We start from the raw sequence: 19,068 nt of genomic DNA, 5'->3' as shown, positions 1-19,068 counted from the left end.
CTTTGGCCCGGTCACAGGATTGTACGGGCCTGGCCGGCAAAGGTGTCCGGAAAGCCCTTGTAGCTAGGGCAGGAGCTGTTTTTGCAGTATTTCTGCTTCCAGGCTGGTGTCGATGTGGTACTGCTGGTGCAGGGTCTCCAGCTGGTTTAGCGTGTTTCTCAGGAATTGCTGGTGCCCCTCCGACTGCGGATGGAACGGCTTGTGGGCCACGGCACGCTGTATTTTCTCCCACTGCCCCATAAACTGCCGGAACTCTGGTGCATAATAGGCGTCCACAAACTTCTGCCAGATGTAGGCCTCAGCCACCGTCGTCGGGTGCAGCATGTCCTCCTTGTAGAAGCGGTAATCCCGCAGGTCGTCCATCATTATCTCGTAGGCTGGAAAGTATAGAACCTGCTCATGCTCCTGCTGCAGTTGGTGGCAAAGCACACGCAGGCTGGCCTTGCTCACGCTGTTCAGCTCTATCGTCTCTTTTATATGACGCACCGGGCTTACCGTAAGCAGCACGTTTATACCTGGGTTCACCTGTTTCAGCTGTGCCAGCATTTGCTCAAAAGCGGCTTTCATTTCCTCTACCGTCAGCAGTTCGCGCGTGAAGTTGGCGGCGGGTAGCTTGTGGCAGTTGGCTACCAGCTTGCCGCTTTCCTGCAGCCGGTAGGCAATGGCGGTACCTAAGGTGATGATCAGCAACGAGGCGTTTTGCAGGTACTGGTTTGTTTGGGAAAGCCTCTTCTGCACGTTTTGTAGCAGCGCTTCTTTGCTGGCGCTGGAGAGGGAGGAGTGGAGGTCGTAGGCGTACCAGATGCCGTTTTGCTGCACCAAGTGCTCCTCAAAAGTATAAGACCTGCCCGCGGCTGCTTGCAACAGCAAACTTACCGATATAGGGTTGAAGATGGTGCCAAAAGGATTTACCAGCACATCCACTTTGTATTGTTGCAGCTTAGCGCCAATTACCTCGGCAAAGCAGGAGCCAACAGTCAGCACCGGCTGCTGCAGGCCAAGGCTTAAGGTGGAGGGGGAGACCTGTACTTCGGTTCGGAACATACTTTACTATGACAATGGAGTATGAGACAAAGGACAAAAGACTTTTTGATATTATGAAACGGACCAGAGTTTTTAGGATTACGTGATTCCAGGATTTTTTCGGAGTAATAAAGTATAAACTGCTTCAGTTCCTTATCCGCAACAACCCCAAAAACCTTTTACTTCCGGGTGTCTTAAACTTGGCTGTACAAAAAAAGCGTCCTGCCTTTCGGGACAGGACGCTTTTCATAATAATATACTCAAGCAGGCTTACTCAGCCACTACGTTGAATTTCACTTGGTGCTTCACCTCTTTGTGCAGGCTCAGGGTAGCAGTATACTCGCCGGCAGACTTCACGTCCTGGTCGAAAGAGATACGCTTACGGTCTACATCAAAGCCTTTGGCCTTCAGGGCCTCAGAAAGCTGCAGCGTAGTTACAGAACCGAAGATCTTACCAGTTTCACCCACTTTAGCAGGAATCTCAACTGTCAAGTCGCCGATGCTGTTAGCCAGCTCCTGCGCGTCGTTCTTGATTTTCTCAGCTTTGTGAGCAGCCTGACGGATGTTTTCGGCTACTACTTTCTTGCTTGATTTGTCAGCGATAACCGCCAGACCCTGCGGGATCAGGTAGTTACGGCCATAACCAGGTCTTACCTCTACAATATCGTTCTTATAGCCGAGGCCTTTAACGTCATCTTTCAGTATTACTTCCATCGTCTGACCTCCTTATTTTAAAGAATCCGTTACATAAGGTAAAATGGCAAGGTGTCTTGCTCTGGCTACCGCCTGAGACACTTTGCGCTGGAACTTCAGGCTAGTGCCTGTAAGTCTTCTTGGAAGGATCTTGCCCTGCTCGTTCACGAACTTCAGCAGGAAGTTACCATCCTTGTAGTCGATATACTTGATACCGCTCTTTTTGAAACGGCAGTATTTCTGACGGTTCTCTTGTTTGTGGACTTTTTCGTTAACTAAGCTCATTATCCTTTAACCTCCTCTTTTTTAGCTTGTGATTTGAACTCGCCGTTTCTTCTGCGCTCGTTGTAAGTCACTGCGTGCTTATCAAGGGCGGTTGTTAGGAAACGAACTACTTTTTCATCACGGCGATAAGCCAGTTCCAGCGCGTCAACTACGTTAGTAGGCGCTTTGAACTCGATCAGGTGATAGAAGCCTGTAGACTTCTTCTGGATTGGGTAAGCCAATTTACGAAGACCCCAGTTTTCTTCGTGGATAATGTCGGCGCCATTTTCCTTTAGCACCTCTCTGAACTTCTCGACCGTTTCCTGCATCTGAGTCTCGTTGAGCAACGGAGTCAGAATGAAGACAGTTTCGTAATTTCTCAATTCCATCGGTTCGATTTATGGTTATAAATTTAGCCTGCAAAGGTAAGCTGCTTATTTTAAATAATCAATAGGTAGTTTTGATTATTAAGTAAAGCATGGTATCCTGCAGGTAAGTAATCGTCAGGCGGGAGGCGCCAAGTATACATATATATATAAAGGTAGCTCGTTGAACAGCACTTATTATATATGAAGGCTTCCCATATATAAATAATTCATGAATAAAATAGTGCAATAATTTAATGTGTAAGTTAAAATGAGATAAGCCAAACAAGTAGTATTGTAAATGGTGATAAATCTATGTAAAATATAGTAAAAACAAGTGGGTGTTTCTGATTGGAAGGTTGTAGTTATTTAGAATGATTATAAATAAAAACCCTTAAATCAGTGTGAAAATGGGTTTTTAGAGGGTGTTACTGGAGTAAAAGAGGGGGGGGGCCGATGAGGGCAAATAATAAACCTATTCTGTTTGAATAATGGAATTCGCATAGTAGATTTGTGCCCGTAAAGTAAATTCACCATATCATATACTAAACACAAGTGATCTTGGCTATGATTAGCTGTATACTTAAAACTCAATCCAAAATTTTGTACACCTTCCTGTTAGCCCTGGTGGTTTCGTTCGGTGCGTTTGCACAGGCAAGTGAACAGGCGGAGGTGGCCCAGAAAGGTGTAGACCCTGGTGCTACCGAAGGTGCGGAAGTGACGACCGGGGATCCGGCGGTGATCTCGGCAGGCGAGGCGCTTTTTAAGAACAACTGTGCCGTTTGCCACTCTGCTGGCAGCGACGTGATTGTAGGCCCAGGCTTGCAGGGTGTGACAAAGAAGCGCAGCGAGTCATGGTTGATCAGTTGGACGAAAAACTCACAGGCACTCATCCAGTCGGGTGATGCTGATGCAGTGGCTATCTACAATCAGTTCAACAAGCAGGCGATGCCTTCATTCGCCTTCTCTGACGACGAGATCAAGTCTATCTTCGCTTACATCGACTCAGGTAAAGGTGTGGTTTCTGCACCTGCTGCCGGTCCAGAGGGAGCTGTTGCCGGAGAGAATGTAGGAACGGACGCCATTGGCGCCATAGGAGGTTACCTGGACATTGTGCTGGTGGTGCTGATTATCGTGCTGATTGTGCTGGTGGTGACACTGCTTCTGATTACCTCCCTCCTGAAGAACTACCTGAACAAGAACCGTCAGCTGAACGAGTATGATGCTGAGGTGGTTAACCAGCGCTTCGACTTCTCCAAAGTGTACAAATCCAACGCTGTCCGCTCATTGGTTGTGCTGATCTTTGTGGTAGTGTTGCTGGATCTGACTATTGAGAAGACAATGGGCATCGGTATTCAGCAGGGGTATGCGCCGAAGCAGCCAATCGCTTTCTCGCACAAACTGCACGCAGGTGAGCACCAGATTGACTGTAACTACTGCCACACAACAGTATACGAGAGCAAAAGCGCCAGCATTCCTTCGGCAAACATCTGTATGAACTGCCACAGCCAGATCAAAACGGAGTCGGCCGAGATCCAGAAGATTTACAGAGCCATTGAGCGCAACGAGCCGATTCAGTGGGTTCGTATCCACAACCTGCCGGACCTGGCTTACTTCAACCACTCGCAGCATACGCAGGTGGGTGGCGTAGAGTGCCAGACCTGCCACGGCCCAATCCAGGAAATGGATGTGGTTTACCAGTATTCTCCCCTCACCATGGGCTGGTGTATAGACTGTCACCGCGAAACGCCGCTGAACACAGAGGGTAACGGCTACTACGATAAGCTGGTAGAGCTGCACGAATCATCTTCTAAAGGTGCCTTCACAGTGTCTTCCAACGGTGGCTCGGAGTGTTCTAAGTGCCACTACTAATCAATATCCATTTTATTTAGCATTCGAGTTTTCTAGATATAATATGCAAGACAGAATAAAATACTGGAAAGGAATTGAGGAGTTGGAAAACACTCCTGAATTCGAAAAGCATGCTCATAACGAGTTTCCAGAATTCCTGCCGATCAATGGAGCGGAGGGGGGAGAATCTGCTTCAAGCGGAAAAACTCACCGCCGTGACTTCTTAAAACTGCTGGGCTTTAGCATGGCAGCCGTATCACTGGCTTCTTGTGAGGCTCCGGTGCGTAAGGCAATCCCATACCTGAACAAGCCCGTTGACGTTGAGCCAGGCGTTGCCAACTGGTATGCTTCTACGTTCTACCAGGGCGGAGATTACAACAGCATCCTGGTAAAGACCCGTGAAGCTCGTCCAATTAAGATTGAACCAAACCCAAGCTCAGGACTTACGCCACTGGGAACAAGCCCGAAGGCACAAGGCTCCCTGCTTGGCCTGTACGATAACAACCGCCTGCGCTTCCCGCTGATTGCTGGAAAGGAGGCGAAATGGGAGGAGGTTGATAACCAGATTAAGTCCCGCCTTGCCAATGTGAGCGGCAAAGTGGCTTTCGTGTCTTCTACTATCATCAGCCCGTCCACTAAAAAGCTTATCGATGAGTTCGGCTCCCGCTTCGGCAACTTTGAGCACGTGACTTATGATGTTAACTCTGCTTCCGGCCTGCTTCAGGCTAACGGCGGTGTTATCCCAGGGTATGATTTCAGCAAAGCCAATATCATTGTAGGTATCAACGCTGACTTTCTGGGCACCTGGGTAGCTCCGGTTCCGTTTGCAAAGCAATACATCGAGACCAGAAAAATTAACCCTGACAACCCAGCAATGTCGCGTCACTACCAGTTTGAGACAATCCTGTCGCTTACTGGTTCAAACGCCGACGTGCGCGTGCCTATCAAGCCATCTGAGGAGGCAGCCCTCGTGTCTGCACTTCACAGCGCGGTAACAGGTGGTTCCGCTTCAGGAACGGCTGTGGATGCCAAGTTGCTGGCTACTGTTGTGAAAGACCTGCAGGCAAACAGAGGCAAAGCGCTGGTAGTATCCGGCTCGAACGACCCAGGTGTTCAGGAACTGGTGAAGGCCATCAACACGGCCCTTGGCGCCGAAGGCTCTACGATCGATACTGCTGCGCCATACTATGTGAAGCAGGGTAACGACGCGGCGATGCTCCGTTTGATTGAAGAAATGAACGCTGGCTCCGTAGGTGCTGTGTTCTTCTACAATGCGAACCCTGTTTACAACCACCCGCTAGCTGCCAGAGTAGCTTCCGGCTTACAGAAAGTAGGTCTGAAGGTTTCTTTTGCAGATAGGGTAGAGGAGACAGCTAAACTGGCTGACTTCGTAACGCCGGACCACCATTACCTGGAGTCCTGGAACGACTTTGAGCCGAAGAGAGGCTTCCTGAGCATTTCTCAGCCGGTAATCAGCCCAATCTTTACAACGCGCCAGATGCAGGACAGCCTGCTGGTGTGGAGCAACCAAAGCACAGACTTCTACGAGTACATGCGCAATAACTGGAGAACGGTTATCAGCGGAAACTTTAACGAAGGATGGGAAAAAGCGGTGCACGATGGCGTGCTGGAAAACGGCACGAGTCTGCTGAAAGTAAGCGCACCTGCTTCAACGGCATCAAGCGCTATCAGAAAAATACAGCCATCCGCTATTGAGGCCGTAGTATATGAGAAAGTGTCCATGGGTGCCGGAGGCGAGAACTCGAACAACCCATGGCTGCAAGAGCTTCCAGATCCGGTTTCTAAGGCTACCTGGGGTAACTACGTGGCGATGCCGCGCCAGATGGCTGTGGATATGGGCGTTAAGCAGGACGATGTGCTGAAAGTTACGTTTGCAAACAACGAAAGCATTGAATTGCCAGCCCTTATCCAACCAGGACAGGCTAACGGCACAGTGGCTATTGCTATGGGCTTTGGCCGTGACCTGGATGTAATGCCAGTTGCCAAAGGCTTGGGCGCAAGCGCTTATAGTATAGCAACGGTAAATGACGGCGCTGTATTGTATACAAGCGGCGTTAAGCTTGAGAAAACTAACGCTACTTCTCCTATTGCACAAACACAGACGCACCATACTATCATGGACCGTATTGTGGTGCAGGAGAACTCCTTCGCTAAGTATAAGGAGAACCCGAAAGAGGTGACCAAGTATGTGCGCATTGCCACACACGAGGGTCCGGCTAAACCGGCTGCCATCTCTCTTTGGGATGACTACGAGTACAAGAACCACCACTGGGGTATGGTCATCGACCTGAACTCCTGTATCGGATGTGGCGCCTGTACGATGAGCTGTAACGTGGAGAACAACATTCCGGTGGTAGGTAAAGCCGAGGTGCTGATGCGTCGTGAGATGCACTGGATGCGCATCGACAGATACTACAGCGCCAAGGAGCATGAGCCGAAGGATTACGCTGAGATGGAGCACCCGGCCGATAACCCAACCGTTATCTTCCAGCCGATGCTTTGCCAGCACTGTAACCACGCGCCATGCGAGACAGTGTGCCCTGTTGCCGCTACCATGCACAGCTCGGAAGGCATCAACCAGATGGCTTACAACCGCTGCGTAGGTACACGTTACTGCGCGAACAACTGCCCTTACAAAGTGCGTCGCTTCAACTGGTTTGCCTATGCCAACAACGATAAGTTCGGCTTTAACGAGCCGATGAACAACGACCTTGGCAAGATGGTGCTGAACCCGGATGTGACAGTGCGTGGCAGGGGTGTGATGGAGAAATGCTCTTTCTGCGTGCAGCGTGTGCAGTTAGGTAAGCTGGAGGCAAAACGCGAGAACAGAAGACCGAAAGACGGCGAAATCGTGACGGCCTGCGCCCAGTCTTGCCCTACTGAGGCAATCGTGTTCGGTGACATGAAGGACCCTGAAAGCCGTATCTCTAAGATACTGGCCCGTCAGCAGGGTGAGCGTGCCTTCCACGTGTTGGAAGAATTGAACGTTCAGCCGAACATCACATACCTGACTAAAATTAGAAACTTAGCTTAACATTAAATACTGAGAGCTTTATGCAGCATGTATCTCCGATAAGAGAGCCTCTGGTAACGGGGGGTAAAACATACCACGACATCACGGAAGATGTCTGCAGACAGGTGGAGGCCAAGCCCAACGTTCGTTGGGCGGCTGCCCTTGCCGTTGCACTGGTTGGCTTAGCTATATTTATCTACTCTGTATACCGCACACTTTGGTATGGTATCGGCGAATGGGGTTTGAATAAGACAGTAGGTTGGGCATGGGACATCACCAACTTCGTGTGGTGGGTGGGTATCGGTCACGCTGGTACGCTGATTTCAGCCATCCTTTTGCTGTTCCGCCAGAAGTGGAGAACTTCCATTAACCGTGCAGCTGAGGCGATGACGATCTTCGCCGTAATTTGTGCGGCTATGTTCCCTGTACTGCACATGGGCCGCCCTTGGCTGGCTTACTGGGTACTCCCACTGCCAAACACGTTTGGCTCACTGTGGGTAAACTTTAACTCACCGCTTCTCTGGGACGTATTCGCGATCTCGACATATTTCTCGGTATCGCTCGTGTTCTGGTACATTGGCCTGATTCCGGACTTTGCCACCATCCGCGACAGAGCAACTGGTCCGATTGCCAGAAGAGCCTACGCGCTACTGTCATTCGGCTGGACTGGTTCGGCCAAGCACTGGTCTCGCTACGAAACAGTTTCCCTGATTCTGGCTGGTCTGGCTACCCCTCTGGTACTTTCAGTGCACACTATCGTATCCTTCGACTTTGCTACCTCTGTAATTCCGGGATGGCACACTACCATCTTCCCGCCATACTTTGTGGCTGGTGCAATCTTCTCTGGCTTCGCGATGGTACTTACCCTGATGATTATCACCAGAAAGGTGTTCTACCTGGAAGACTACATCACGCTGGAGCACATCGAGTCGATGAACAAGGTAATCATCCTGACGGGTTCTATTGTAGGTATTGCTTATACAACGGAGTTCTTCATTGCATGGTACTCAGGCGTGGAGTATGAGCAGTATGCCTTCATCAACCGTGCTTTCGGTCCTTACTGGTGGGCTTACTGGTCTATGATGACCTGTAACGTAATTACCCCTCAGCTCTTCTGGTTCAGAAAAATCAGACGAAGCCTGACCGCCACCTTCATCATCTCTATCTTCGTAAACATCGGTATGTGGTTCGAGCGTTTCGTAATCATCGTAACATCGCTTCACAGAGACTACCTGCCATCCTCCTGGGCAATGTTCTCGCCAACCATCATCGATGTTGGGGTATATGTAGGCACTATCGGACTGTTCTTTACGCTCTTCCTGCTGTTCTGTAAGTTTTTCCCGGTGATCAATATGGCGGAGGTGAAGGCCATCCTGAAGTCTTCATCGGAGGTGAAACACCCGAAAAGCGCTGCTACAATGCATGCCACTGATAAGGATTTGAACTCTAATACACATCACAATGAATAAAAAGTTTATTCTAGGCATTTATGATGATGAAGATGTGCTGCTGACAGCCATCGAAAACATCCGCGCAGGCGGTACAAAGATTTACGACGTATTTTCTCCCTTTCCTGTGCACGGCATTGACGATGTGTTAGGCATTAAGCGCTCAAGGCTGCCGATTGTGGCTTTCTTTGCAGGCCTTACAGGTATGTCTTTCGCTTTGTGGATGCAGATTTGGATGATGGGCTTTGACTGGCCGATGATTATTGGTGGTAAGCCGCACATCGCACTGCCATCGTTCATCCCGGTAACATTTGAATTAACGGTTCTTTTCAGTGCGTTCGGCATGGTGATCACATTCTTCATCGTGTCCAAGCTGAAACCCTCAATGAAAGTGAATGTTTTTGACAAGCGCTCAACAGACGATAAGTTTGTAATGGCAATAGAAGTAAAGGAAGGGGTAACCGATGTGGCCGCTCTGAATGACCTGCTTCGCTCTAACGGTGCTATTGAGGTTAATGAGAAGGAGGTAGTAAAATAATGAAAAGATTCATAAACACTGGCTTTAAAGCCTCCGCTGTACTTTTCTCTGCTGCAGTTCTCATTTCCTGCAGTAACGATCAAGACCCAGGGCTGGAGTTCGCCCCGGACATGTACCACTCAGTACCTTTGGACCCTTATTCTCAAATCAAAGAGAACAAGTTTAACCCGGCTGGTATGAACATGCGTGAGCCTGTGAAAGGCACCATCGCGCGTGGAAAGCAAGGGTACAACCTGTACTTATCTGAAGACAATGCCGAATCTGCCGGCGCAGAGTTAAAGAATCCTCTAAAACCGACATCAGCAAACCTGGCCGAGGGTAAGGTGCTTTATACTCGCTTTTGCTCACCTTGCCACGGTGCTGAAGGTGATGGCCAGGGCCTGGTAGGGCAGAAGTTCAAAGGTGTGCCATCCTATACTGCCGGTCGAGTTGCTGAACTTCCTGCCGGTCATCTTTACCATGTTATCACGTATGGCCGCGGCCGTATGCTTCCACACGGTTCTCAGGTAAACCCCGAAGAACGTTGGAAAATCGTGATGTATGTACAGCAACTACAGAAAGGGGAGACAGGCACAACAGTTTCTGATGAGGCTTCTCAGGAAGCTGCTGAAACCGGAACCGAAAACCCTGTAACCGGAACTCCTAATAACTAAGACTAAGGCATAAAATAAAGGGATAATGACAGAAGAAAGACTCATCATTTCCAGAAAAACAAATAACAAGTTTTTCTTAATGATAGCTGTAGGTGTGGTTTTACTTATAGCAGGTATCATTTTTATGGCCGCAGGTGGGGGAGCAGGTCACGGTGAGGCTGCGGGTCATGAGCCTGCCTCATGGTCGAAGCGCTTGTTCGTGAACTTGTGGCTGAATAACGTTTATTTTACGGGTATCGCCCTTATTGGCACCTTCTTCGTAGCCGTACAATATGTGGCGTATGCAGGTTGGTCTGTACTGATTAAAAGGGTTGCACTGGCGCTAAACTACTTCCTGCCGATAGGTGGTGCGGTAATGCTGGTGGTTTTCCTGTTTGGCGGACATGACATTTTCCACTGGACACACGATTACCTGTATGATATCAACGATGACCGTTACGATCCAATCATTGCCGGAAAGTCGGGCTATCTGAACACAGCCTTCTTCCTGATCCGAATGGTTTTATACTTCGGTTTGTGGATTTGGTTTTCTCTGTGGCTTAGAAAAGAGGCTCTCAATGAAGACTTGAATGGTGGCACAAATTCCTACCATAAAAGCATTCGCATTTCAGCTATCTTCCTGGTAATCTTTGGTATTACTTCTTCTACTTCAGCGTGGGACTGGGTGTTGTCCATTGATACCCACTGGTTCTCTACGATGTTTGGCTGGTATGTGTTTGCAAGCTGGTGGGTATCGGGCCTTGCTGCTATCACGCTTACCGTAATCATTCTGAAGCAGAACGGGTATCTTAAGATGGTAAACGCCAACCACCTGCACGATCTGGGTAAATTTGTGTTTGCTTTCTCCATCTTCTGGACATACATCTGGTTCTCCCAGTTCCTGCTGTACTGGTATGCTAACATGCCGGAAGAGGTAATTTACTTTACTGAAAGACTTAGCGGAAATAACGGCCAGTATACCTGGATCTTTTATGCGAACCTTGTGGTTAACTTTGTGTTCCCTTTCCTTGTTCTGATGACAAGAGATGCGAAGCGTCAGATGATCATGTTGAAAATCGTGACGATTGCCATCCTTATCGGACACTGGTTCGACTTCTACCTGATGATGATGCCAGGCACATTACGAACTGATGCAGGTATTGGATTCATTGAGATCGGCACAGCGCTCGTATTCCTAGGCGTGTTCTTGCTGGCCTTCACAAAGGGACTCACAAAAGCCTCTTTGGTGCCTGTAAATCACCCGTTCCTGGAGGAGAGTGTACACCATCATGTTTAGAGACTATACTAAAAGCGTTATATAATGATTACGATCGCCATTGGTTTATCCATTATTCTATTACTGGTTATCCTGTACCTGCTTTTCAGGATAGGAACGCTTGCGTCGATTTTCCGAGGATCAACGGAGCGGGCAGCCGGTACAACAAAAGTTAGCAACCGCGTGAATGGTATGATGCTGCTACTCTTCCTGATAGTAGGTGGCGCAGCGTTTGCCTGGTCATTTGTAGATGCCTGGGATGACATGAACCTTCCGCTGGCATCTCTGCATGGTGAATGGACAGACAATTTGTTCTGGACAACCATGATTGTTATCGGTATTGTGTTCGTCATTACACAGATATTGCTGTTTATCTACTCTTACAAGTACCAGCACAAAGATGACAAGCGCGCATATTATTACCCGCACAATAACAAGCTAGAGATCGTTTGGACAATGATTCCTGCTGTTGTTATGGCACTGCTGGTATTCGGTGGCTGGCAAACCTGGACAAAAATCACCAGCGCTGCCCCTGAAGACGCAGTGGTGGTAGAAATCGTGGGTAAGCAGTTTAACTGGATGGTTCGCTACCCTGGACCGGATGGCAAACTTGGCGTGGCCAAAACTTCCTTGATTGATGCTACTAATGAACTGGGTGTAGATTTCAGTGACCCAAACTCGCACGATGACATCATCAACCCGCTTCAGATCCATGTTCCGAAGGGCAAACCGGTATTGCTGAAAATCAGATCAAGAGATGTGATTCACAGTGTGTTTATGCCGCACTTCCGCTTGAAAATGGACGCAGTGCCAGGCATGCCTACTAAGTTCTGGTTTGTACCAACCAAGACTACAGCTGAGATGGCTACCGAGACCGGTAACCCGGACTTTAAGTATGAGCTGGCTTGTACTGAGATCTGCGGTCGTGGTCACTTTGCGATGCGCTATGTTATCATCGTAGATGAGCCAGAGGATTACGAGGCATGGCTGGCTAGCCAAAAGCCTTTTGTGGAGCAAAACCCACAGGTACTGGCTAAATTCCAGCAGGAGCCTTCAGCAGTACTGGTAGCTGATGCAGAATAGGGAACAGCTGAAGAATTGAAAACTGAGTTGTAGCATATAAAATTCTTTAAAGAATATGTCGAGTACAGATATTTCGATGACCAGGGATGTACATCATGTGCATGAAGAGCATGATGAGCATCACCACGATCAAAACTTTTTTGAGAAGTACATCTTCAGCCTAGACCATAAAGTAATTGCCAAGCAGTATCTGTTTATGGGTATTTTCTGGGCATTTGTTGGTGGTTTCTTGTCTATCCTTTTCCGTCTGCAACTGGGCTGGCCAGAGGCAACGTTCACTTTCCTGGAGCCAATCCTGGGAGGCTGGATTGAAAATGGAAAGCTGAACCCGGAGTTCTACCTGGCACTGGTAACCATGCATGGTACCATCATGGTGTTCTTCGTGCTGACGGCGGGCCTGAGCGGTACTTTCAGTAACTTTTTGATTCCGTTACAGATTGGGGCCCGCGACATGGCCTCCGGCTTTATGAACATGCTTTCTTTCTGGGTGTTCTTTATAGCCAGTGTTATCATGTTCTGGTCGCTGTTCATCGAGACAGGACCTGCAGCTGGTGGCTGGACGGTTTACCCTCCACTAAGTGCACTTCCAGAAGCTATCCAGGGCTCAGGGGATGGTATGACCATGTGGTTGATTTCCATGGCTCTGTTTATTGTATCGCAGCTGCTGGGCGGTGTAAACTATATCACCACAGTAATTAACCTGCGTACCAAAGGCATGTCAATGACCAAGATTCCGCTCACGATTTGGGCATTCCTGCTGACTGCAGTACTTGGTCTTCTGGCATTCCCGGTGTTACTATCCGCAGCGCTGTTGCTTATTTTTGACCGTAGCTTCGGGACAAGCTTTTTCCTTTCTGATATTTATATAGCAGGGCAAGCTCTGTCAAACACAGGTGGTAGCGCTATCCTTTTCCAGCACTTGTTCTGGTTCCTGGGCCACCCGGAAGTATACATTGTGATCCTTCCTGCTATGGGTCTTGTTTCTGAAGTAATTGCTACTAACGCCCGTAAGCCGATCTTCGGTTACCGAGCTATGATTGGTTCAATGGTGGGCATTGCTGTACTTTCTTTCGTAGTATGGGCACACCACATGTTCGTGACCGGCATGAACCCCTTCCTGGGTTCGGTCTTCATGTTCCTGACCCTGATCATTGCCGTACCGTCGGCGGTGAAGGTGTTTAACTGGATTGCTACTATTTGGAGAGGCAATGTTCGCTTCACGGCAGCCATGTTGTTTGCCATTGGCTTCGTATCACTCTTCATCTCAGGTGGTTTAACAGGGATTATCCTGGGTAACTCAGCGCTGGACATTCAGTTGCACGATACCTACTTCGTAGTGGCTCACTTCCACCTGGTAATGGGTGCTGCTGCATTCTTTGGTATGTTCTGCGGTGTGTACCACTGGTATCCTAAAATGTTTGGCCGAATGATGGATGAAAAGCTCGGCTACATTCACTTCTGGTTGACATTTATAGCCGTATACCTGGTGTTCATGCCAATGCACTACATCGGTATTGCCGGCTTCCCAAGAAGATACTATAACTGGACAGGTTTTGAAACGTTCAACATCTTCACCGACCTGAACACCTTTATCAGTCTTGCTGCGATTTTTGGCTTTGTTGCGCAGTTCATCTTCCTGTTCAACTTTGTGTACAGTATCTTCCGCGGTAGGAGAGCTACCGAGAACCCATGGCACTCTAACACGCTGGAGTGGACTACACCTGTTCTGCCAGGCCACGGTAACTGGCCCGGCGAGATTCCAGCAGTTTACAGATGGCCATATGACTACAGCAAGCCAGGTGCTGCTGAAGATTATATTCCACAGACAGTTCCTTTCTCACAGACGCAGTCTTCCAACTTGCCGAACGAGAAAGATTTTGAATAAGGCTTATAATGGCTAACAAATCTTCTCAATACAAAAGATTTAGAAGAATTGGAGTACTAACAGTATTTGCTGTTTACTTTCTAATATTAGTCGGAGGAATCGTGCGAAGCACAGGTTCAGGAATGGGGTGCCCGGACTGGCCAAAGTGCTTTGGCAGTTGGGTTCCTCCGACTGATGTTAGCCAATTGCCAGAGGATTACCTGGAGGTTTACAAGCATCAGCGGATCGAAAAGAACCAAAGGCTTGCGGGCTACCTGGATAAACTGGGCTTTGATAAAGTTGCTGACGCCATTTTCTCGCATCCCAGCCAGTACATTGAGACGGAGTTTAATGTAACGAAAACCTGGATCGAGTACATCAATCGGCTTGTGGGGGCACTGATCGGTATCTTTATTTTCCTGACTGTTATTTATGCTCGTCCTTATTTAAAGAGCGATAAAGCAGTCTTTTACCTGGCCCTGGGAAGCTTGGTGTTGGTCGGGTTTCAAGGCTGGCTTGGTTCCATTGTAGTTTCTACAAACTTACTTCCCGTTACCATCACCATCCATATGGCACTGGCGCTGGTTTTGGTGGCGATGTTGCAGTATGCTGTGACACGTGCCAGCAAAGACAGCATTACAGTGAAGTATAATTACATGCCGAAGATTGGCGCTGGAATGTGGTTGTTGGCTATTTTAACCTTTGGTCAGATCCTTATAGGAACACAGGTAAGAGAAGAGGTAGATCTTATTTCCTCCATGACGGGAGGAGCTAACAGGGAAACGTGGGTTGATCAGTTAGGAGTTAGCTTCTATGTCCACAGAACGTTTTCAATATTGTTGGTGGCCCTGCATGTATATGTGGCCCTACAGCTCTATAAATTACAGAACAGGCAACTTTCAAAGCTGACAAATGTAATGCTTATGCTGGTTGGGGCAGAGATAGTATTCGGTATCATTATGGCATACTTTGCCATTCCACCAGTACTACAACCACTACACCTTACTTTTGCAGCTTTGCTGTTCGGGGTGCAGTTTCAGATTCTGATTATTTATTATTACGCCTCAAAAAAGGCACCAGTACCGCAAGTAGTTGTTCATAAATGATGTATACGACCAAGACCGATACACTACTGCATGATTCTACCATGAATAAAGCAACAGCATATTTTCAGTTACTGAAGTTCAGGCTTAGCCTAACTGTTGCTTTTTCCAGTGCTATAGGTTTTATACTAGGAAACCCGAATGCCCGGTGGTTTGATATCGGGCTGGTAATGCTTGGAGGATTGTTGGTGACGGGTGCAGCAAACATCATCAATCAGATCATAGAAAAAGATCTGGACAAGCTGATGAAGCGCACAGCCAAGAGGCCTCTTCCGACAGGGAACGTAACTGTAACAGAGGCTGCAGTTTTCTGCCTGCTTTTGGCAGCTGCAGGTACTTTGCTGCTAGGTTTATACTTTAACCCGCTTGCTGCTGCACTTTCGCTCCTGTCGCTGGTGCTTTATGGGTTTATCTATACGCCTCTAAAGCAAATTAGCCCTATATGTGTATTTGTCGGTGCCATACCTGGGGCAATGCCTCCACTAATTGGGTGGGTAGCTGCGACCGGCGCTATTGAGATCGAGGCAGTCATACTATTCGGCATACAGTTCTTCTGGCAGTTTCCGCACTTCTGGGCCATTGCCTGGGTGCTGGATGATGATTACAAGAAAGCTGGTTTTAAGATGCTGCCAATGGCTGGTGGTAAAAACCTGAAAACAGCTATCCAGATTATGACTTATACGCTGGTGTTGATTCCGATGAGTCTGCTGCCGCTGCAGTTCGGCATGACAGGGATTACCTCGGCTATGATTGCGGTTGTATGCGGCGTGTTGTTCCTGGCTCAGACATTTTACCTGATGCGCACCTGCTCTAAGAAAGCGGCCATGAGTATCATGTTTGGATCATTTTTATATCTGCCTATTGTGCAGATTGCCTTTGTGTTAGATAAAATTTAGGTATGGTAATGGCTAATTTTCCTATAGAAGAAGATAACGACCACGGCGTGCATCCGCTAAAGTTTTCCCTGTGGTTGATTATTATTAGTATTATTATGATGTTTGCGGCTTTTACAAGTGCTTACATCGTAAGAAGAGAAGAAGGAAACTGGCTGGAGTTTAACCTTCCAGGTATACTTCTGGTGAACACGATTGTCATCATACTTAGCTCCGTGACCATGCAACTGGCTCATAACTCAGCTAAGGAAAACAACGTGGGAAGATTGAAGCTGATGTTATTTCTGACCCTTGGCCTGGGCATTGCTTTCCTGGTAGGGCAGTGGTACGGATGGGCGGACCTGGTGCAGCATAACATTTATTTTGGCGGTACAGGCAGTAACCCTGCAGGTTCTTTTCTCTATGTTCTCACCGGTGTTCACGGTTTCCACCTCATTACGGGGCTAATATTTGTGGCGATTGTGCTGAGCAGCAGCCTGAAATACCGGGTGCATTCTAAGAAAATGCTGCGTATACAATTGTGCACGGTGTACTGGCACTTTTTAGGTGGACTTTGGCTATATTTGTACGTATTCTTAAGATTAAATCACTAAACACGCTTTTCAATACATAACACTATGTCTACTTCAACTACGCTGGAAGCACCTAAGTCGGGTACTTGGGACGGTGGTAACGAACCAATGAAGGCGAGCTATGGTAAACTCATGATGTGGTTTTTCCTGCTCTCTGACGCTTTTACCTTTGGTGCTTTTCTTATTGTTTACGGACTGACCCGCCATGCGCACACACCATACACTGGTGAAGCTGAAGCGTTTACCTTCTCCACGGAGTGGTGGCCAATCCCGGAAAAAGTATTTAACGCCTTCCCTGGTTTTCATGGGGTAGACCTGCCACTGGCTTTTGTGGCTTTGATGACGATGATCCTGATCTTCAGCTCAGTAACGATGGTGCTGGCAGTGGAGGCAGGACACCGCATGGACAAGAAGGATGTTGAGAAGTGGTTGCTCTGGACAATTCTGTTTGGCGCTACTTTCCTTGCTTGCCAGGCCTGGGAATGGACGCACTTTATAGTTGGTACAGATGAAGGCATGCTGCTGCCGGATGGCACTACATACCATGGTGCCTCGATGGCCTTTAACCAGTATGGCCCGCCGTTGTTCGCTAACCTTTTCTTCTTTATCACAGGGTTCCACGGCTTCCACGTATTTATTGGCTGGACGCTGCTGATTGTCGCCTTCATCAGCACCGTAAACGGAGTGTATCACAAACGTGGACACTATGAGATGGTTGAAAAGATAGGCCTTTACTGGCACTTCGTTGACCTTGTTTGGGTATTCGTGTTTACCTTCTTCTACCTGATCTAATTTTAAAGAAAGCTTTTGGTTGATGCCGTTTAAAAAGCCGGCATCACAGAAACATATCACAGCACTATGGCACATCACATCGAAAACGATTTTCAACAAACAGCTGAGATTCCTAAGCCGCAGACAAAGGCTATCTGGAGAACGTTTTTCATACTTGTTGGACTAACGGCACTTGAGTTCCTCTTCGCCTTTACAATGGACGCAGGTACAGCCCGTAACGCTATTTTCATCATCCTGACGATCTTTAAGGCATTCTACATCGTGGCGGAGTTCATGCACCTGAAGCATGAGGCAAAGTCGCTTATCTGGTCTATCATCATCCCGCTGGCGTTGGTGGTATGGCTGATGGTGGCACTGCTGGCAGAGGGTAGCTATTACTACGAGTCCATAACGAACTACTTTAAATAGCAAAGTATACTTTCTTGATGAAACCTATAAAGGCACTAATATTAGGTCTCCTACTATTAGTGCCTATTCTTGTTTTTGTGTTTATCAGTGTCTTCGGGACGCACCATTTCTCACTGAAAACATACTACCCCAAACTCGATAGGGAAGGTGATGTGGTATACGATGCTGCAGGTGATACCGTGTTTCAGCAGGTGCCGTCCTTTAAGCTGGAAAAGCTTTCAGGTGGAAGCATTACCCAGCAAGACCTGGATGGTACTGTATATGTGGCACATTTTACCGGTACAGCGTGTGAGCGCGAGTGTCAGACCATACTTTCACAGTTTGTGCGCGTGCAGGAAGCTTTTGCAAACATTGAGCAGGTGAAACTTGTTACCTTTGCGATGCAGGACAGTGCCGGTACTAACGACGGATTGAAGCAACTAGCGAAGGAGTATAAGCCTTTGGAAGCTAAATGGTACGTCCTAACAGGTGATACAGCAGAAGTTGCCGCCCTAGCCGTTGGCTTTAAGGAGCCTTACAAGAAGCAGGAAGATAGGTACATGCCAAGTAACCGGCTTGTGCTGGTTGATAAAGAAAAAAAAGTTCGTGGCGTTTATTTAGGTACCGATCCTGAAGATGTAGACCGCCTTGTACTTGAAATTAACGTGTTGCTGGATGAATACAGTAAGAGAAAATAACCTGACAAACGAGCGCGATCGCAAATTCATGACCGTAATAGCCATCCTTTCGGTGGCCATACCGGTACTCGTGGCGCTGTTGTTTTTTATGCCTAAATCAGGTGACGCGAATGTGGACGTGTCTTACCTGCCTGGCTTCCATGCCTTCATCAACTCTATCACGGCTATTACGCTGGTAGTGGGGTATGTGAACGTGAAACGCGGCAACACGAAAGTGCACAGAAGGGCCATGCTATTTGCCTTCGGTTTGTCGGCGGTGTTTTTGGTGTCTTACGTAACCTACCACTTCCTGGGGCAGCGCACTGTTTACGGAGGTGACGGTTTGCTGAAGTACATCTACTATTTTATACTTCTAACACATATTGTGCTGGCAATTGTGATTGTACCGTTGGTGCTGCTGTCAGTATACTTTGGCATTACGAATCAACTCAAGCGCCACCGTCGTATTTCTAGATGGACGTTCCCTATTTGGCTATATGTAGCCGTAACAGGGGTATTGGTGTACTTGCTGATCTCACCCTATTACGCATAATTATCTTACTACCATATTTC

Annotated in this window: 19 protein-coding genes; 15 read left to right on the top strand and 4 right to left on the bottom strand. The window is 48.0% G+C overall.

Annotation, left to right across the window (positions count from 1 at the left end; translation table 11 throughout):
• Positions 1-63: 63 nt before the first annotated feature.
• The 4 genes from C8N40_RS08895 to rpsF all read right to left on the bottom strand — a co-directional run bounded on the left by C8N40_RS08895 (position 64) and on the right by rpsF (position 2,369).
• Entirely contained in the window at positions 64-1,044 is a 981-nt protein-coding gene (locus C8N40_RS08895) for a GSCFA domain-containing protein (RefSeq protein WP_108211440.1), read from the bottom strand.
• Positions 1,045-1,293: 249 nt separating this feature from the next.
• Entirely contained in the window at positions 1,294-1,737 is a 444-nt protein-coding gene (gene rplI / locus C8N40_RS08890; protein ID WP_108211439.1) for a 50S ribosomal protein L9, read from the bottom strand.
• Positions 1,738-1,749: 12 nt separating this feature from the next.
• On the bottom strand, positions 1,750-2,001 hold the full coding sequence (gene rpsR, locus C8N40_RS08885) for a 30S ribosomal protein S18 (RefSeq protein ID WP_092104663.1): 252 nt from the start codon (positions 1,999-2,001) through the stop codon (positions 1,750-1,752).
• Positions 2,001-2,369 carry a 30S ribosomal protein S6 gene (rpsF, locus tag C8N40_RS08880; RefSeq protein ID WP_092104661.1) on the bottom strand — a complete coding sequence of 123 codons (369 nt, stop codon included), beginning with the start codon at positions 2,367-2,369 and terminating at the stop codon, positions 2,001-2,003. The genes rpsR and rpsF overlap by 1 nt, the downstream gene beginning before the upstream one ends.
• Before the next feature lie 576 nt (positions 2,370-2,945).
• Between rpsF and C8N40_RS08875 the strand changes: the two genes are divergently transcribed.
• The 15 genes from C8N40_RS08875 to C8N40_RS08805 all read left to right on the top strand — a co-directional run bounded on the left by C8N40_RS08875 (position 2,946) and on the right by C8N40_RS08805 (position 19,048).
• Positions 2,946-4,217, top strand: coding sequence for a c-type cytochrome (locus C8N40_RS08875; RefSeq protein WP_425440658.1), 1,272 nt, complete (start codon positions 2,946-2,948; stop codon positions 4,215-4,217).
• Between the two features lie 43 nt (positions 4,218-4,260).
• A complete protein-coding gene (locus tag C8N40_RS08870) occupies positions 4,261-7,251 on the top strand; it encodes a TAT-variant-translocated molybdopterin oxidoreductase (protein ID WP_108211437.1) in 2,991 nt (996 codons plus the stop codon).
• Positions 7,252-7,271: 20 nt separating this feature from the next.
• Complete coding sequence (gene nrfD / locus C8N40_RS08865) at positions 7,272-8,699, top strand: NrfD/PsrC family molybdoenzyme membrane anchor subunit (protein WP_108211436.1); 1,428 nt, start codon at positions 7,272-7,274, stop codon at positions 8,697-8,699.
• Positions 8,692-9,216, top strand: coding sequence for a DUF3341 domain-containing protein (locus C8N40_RS08860; protein WP_108211435.1), 525 nt, complete (start codon positions 8,692-8,694; stop codon positions 9,214-9,216). The genes nrfD and C8N40_RS08860 overlap by 8 nt, the downstream gene beginning before the upstream one ends.
• Positions 9,216-9,869, top strand: coding sequence for a c-type cytochrome (locus C8N40_RS08855; RefSeq protein ID WP_108211434.1), 654 nt, complete (start codon positions 9,216-9,218; stop codon positions 9,867-9,869). The genes C8N40_RS08860 and C8N40_RS08855 overlap by 1 nt, the downstream gene beginning before the upstream one ends.
• Before the next feature lie 25 nt (positions 9,870-9,894).
• The gene (locus C8N40_RS08850) at positions 9,895-11,145 is read left to right on the top strand and encodes a quinol:cytochrome C oxidoreductase (protein ID WP_108211433.1); all 1,251 of its coding nucleotides are present in this window, start codon (positions 9,895-9,897) and stop codon (positions 11,143-11,145) included.
• 24 nt (positions 11,146-11,169) lie between these two features.
• Positions 11,170-12,207, top strand: a complete 1,038-nt coding sequence (locus C8N40_RS08845; protein WP_108211432.1) for a cytochrome c oxidase subunit II — start codon at positions 11,170-11,172, stop codon at positions 12,205-12,207.
• Between the two features lie 55 nt (positions 12,208-12,262).
• A complete protein-coding gene (locus C8N40_RS08840) occupies positions 12,263-14,092 on the top strand; it encodes a cytochrome c oxidase subunit I (protein ID WP_108211431.1) in 1,830 nt (609 codons plus the stop codon).
• 8 nt (positions 14,093-14,100) lie between these two features.
• Positions 14,101-15,177, top strand: a complete 1,077-nt coding sequence (locus C8N40_RS08835) for a COX15/CtaA family protein (RefSeq protein WP_108211430.1) — start codon at positions 14,101-14,103, stop codon at positions 15,175-15,177.
• The gene (cyoE, locus tag C8N40_RS08830) at positions 15,174-16,070 is read left to right on the top strand and encodes a heme o synthase (RefSeq protein WP_425440655.1); all 897 of its coding nucleotides are present in this window, start codon (positions 15,174-15,176) and stop codon (positions 16,068-16,070) included. Before C8N40_RS08835 ends, cyoE begins: the two co-directional genes overlap by 4 nt.
• A gap of 8 nt (positions 16,071-16,078) precedes the next feature.
• Entirely contained in the window at positions 16,079-16,660 is a 582-nt protein-coding gene (locus C8N40_RS08825; RefSeq protein ID WP_245905055.1) for a cytochrome c oxidase subunit 3, read from the top strand.
• 24 nt (positions 16,661-16,684) lie between these two features.
• Positions 16,685-17,431, top strand: a complete 747-nt coding sequence (locus C8N40_RS08820; RefSeq protein ID WP_108211427.1) for a cytochrome c oxidase subunit 3 — start codon at positions 16,685-16,687, stop codon at positions 17,429-17,431.
• Between the two features lie 66 nt (positions 17,432-17,497).
• Positions 17,498-17,839 carry a cytochrome C oxidase subunit IV family protein gene (locus C8N40_RS08815; protein ID WP_092104635.1) on the top strand — a complete coding sequence of 114 codons (342 nt, stop codon included), beginning with the start codon at positions 17,498-17,500 and terminating at the stop codon, positions 17,837-17,839.
• Positions 17,840-17,856: 17 nt separating this feature from the next.
• Positions 17,857-18,516, top strand: a complete 660-nt coding sequence (locus C8N40_RS08810) for an SCO family protein (RefSeq protein ID WP_108211426.1) — start codon at positions 17,857-17,859, stop codon at positions 18,514-18,516.
• Positions 18,494-19,048, top strand: coding sequence for a DUF420 domain-containing protein (locus C8N40_RS08805; protein WP_108211425.1), 555 nt, complete (start codon positions 18,494-18,496; stop codon positions 19,046-19,048). The genes C8N40_RS08810 and C8N40_RS08805 overlap by 23 nt, the downstream gene beginning before the upstream one ends.
• The last annotated feature ends 20 nt before the right edge of the window (positions 19,049-19,068 follow it).

Source organism: Pontibacter mucosus (genome assembly GCF_003054055.1).
Lineage (GTDB): Bacteria > Bacteroidota > Bacteroidia > Cytophagales > Hymenobacteraceae > Pontibacter > Pontibacter mucosus.
The sequence above is the reverse complement of the archived record's forward strand: the minus strand, read 5'-3'. Positions and strand labels throughout refer to the sequence as shown.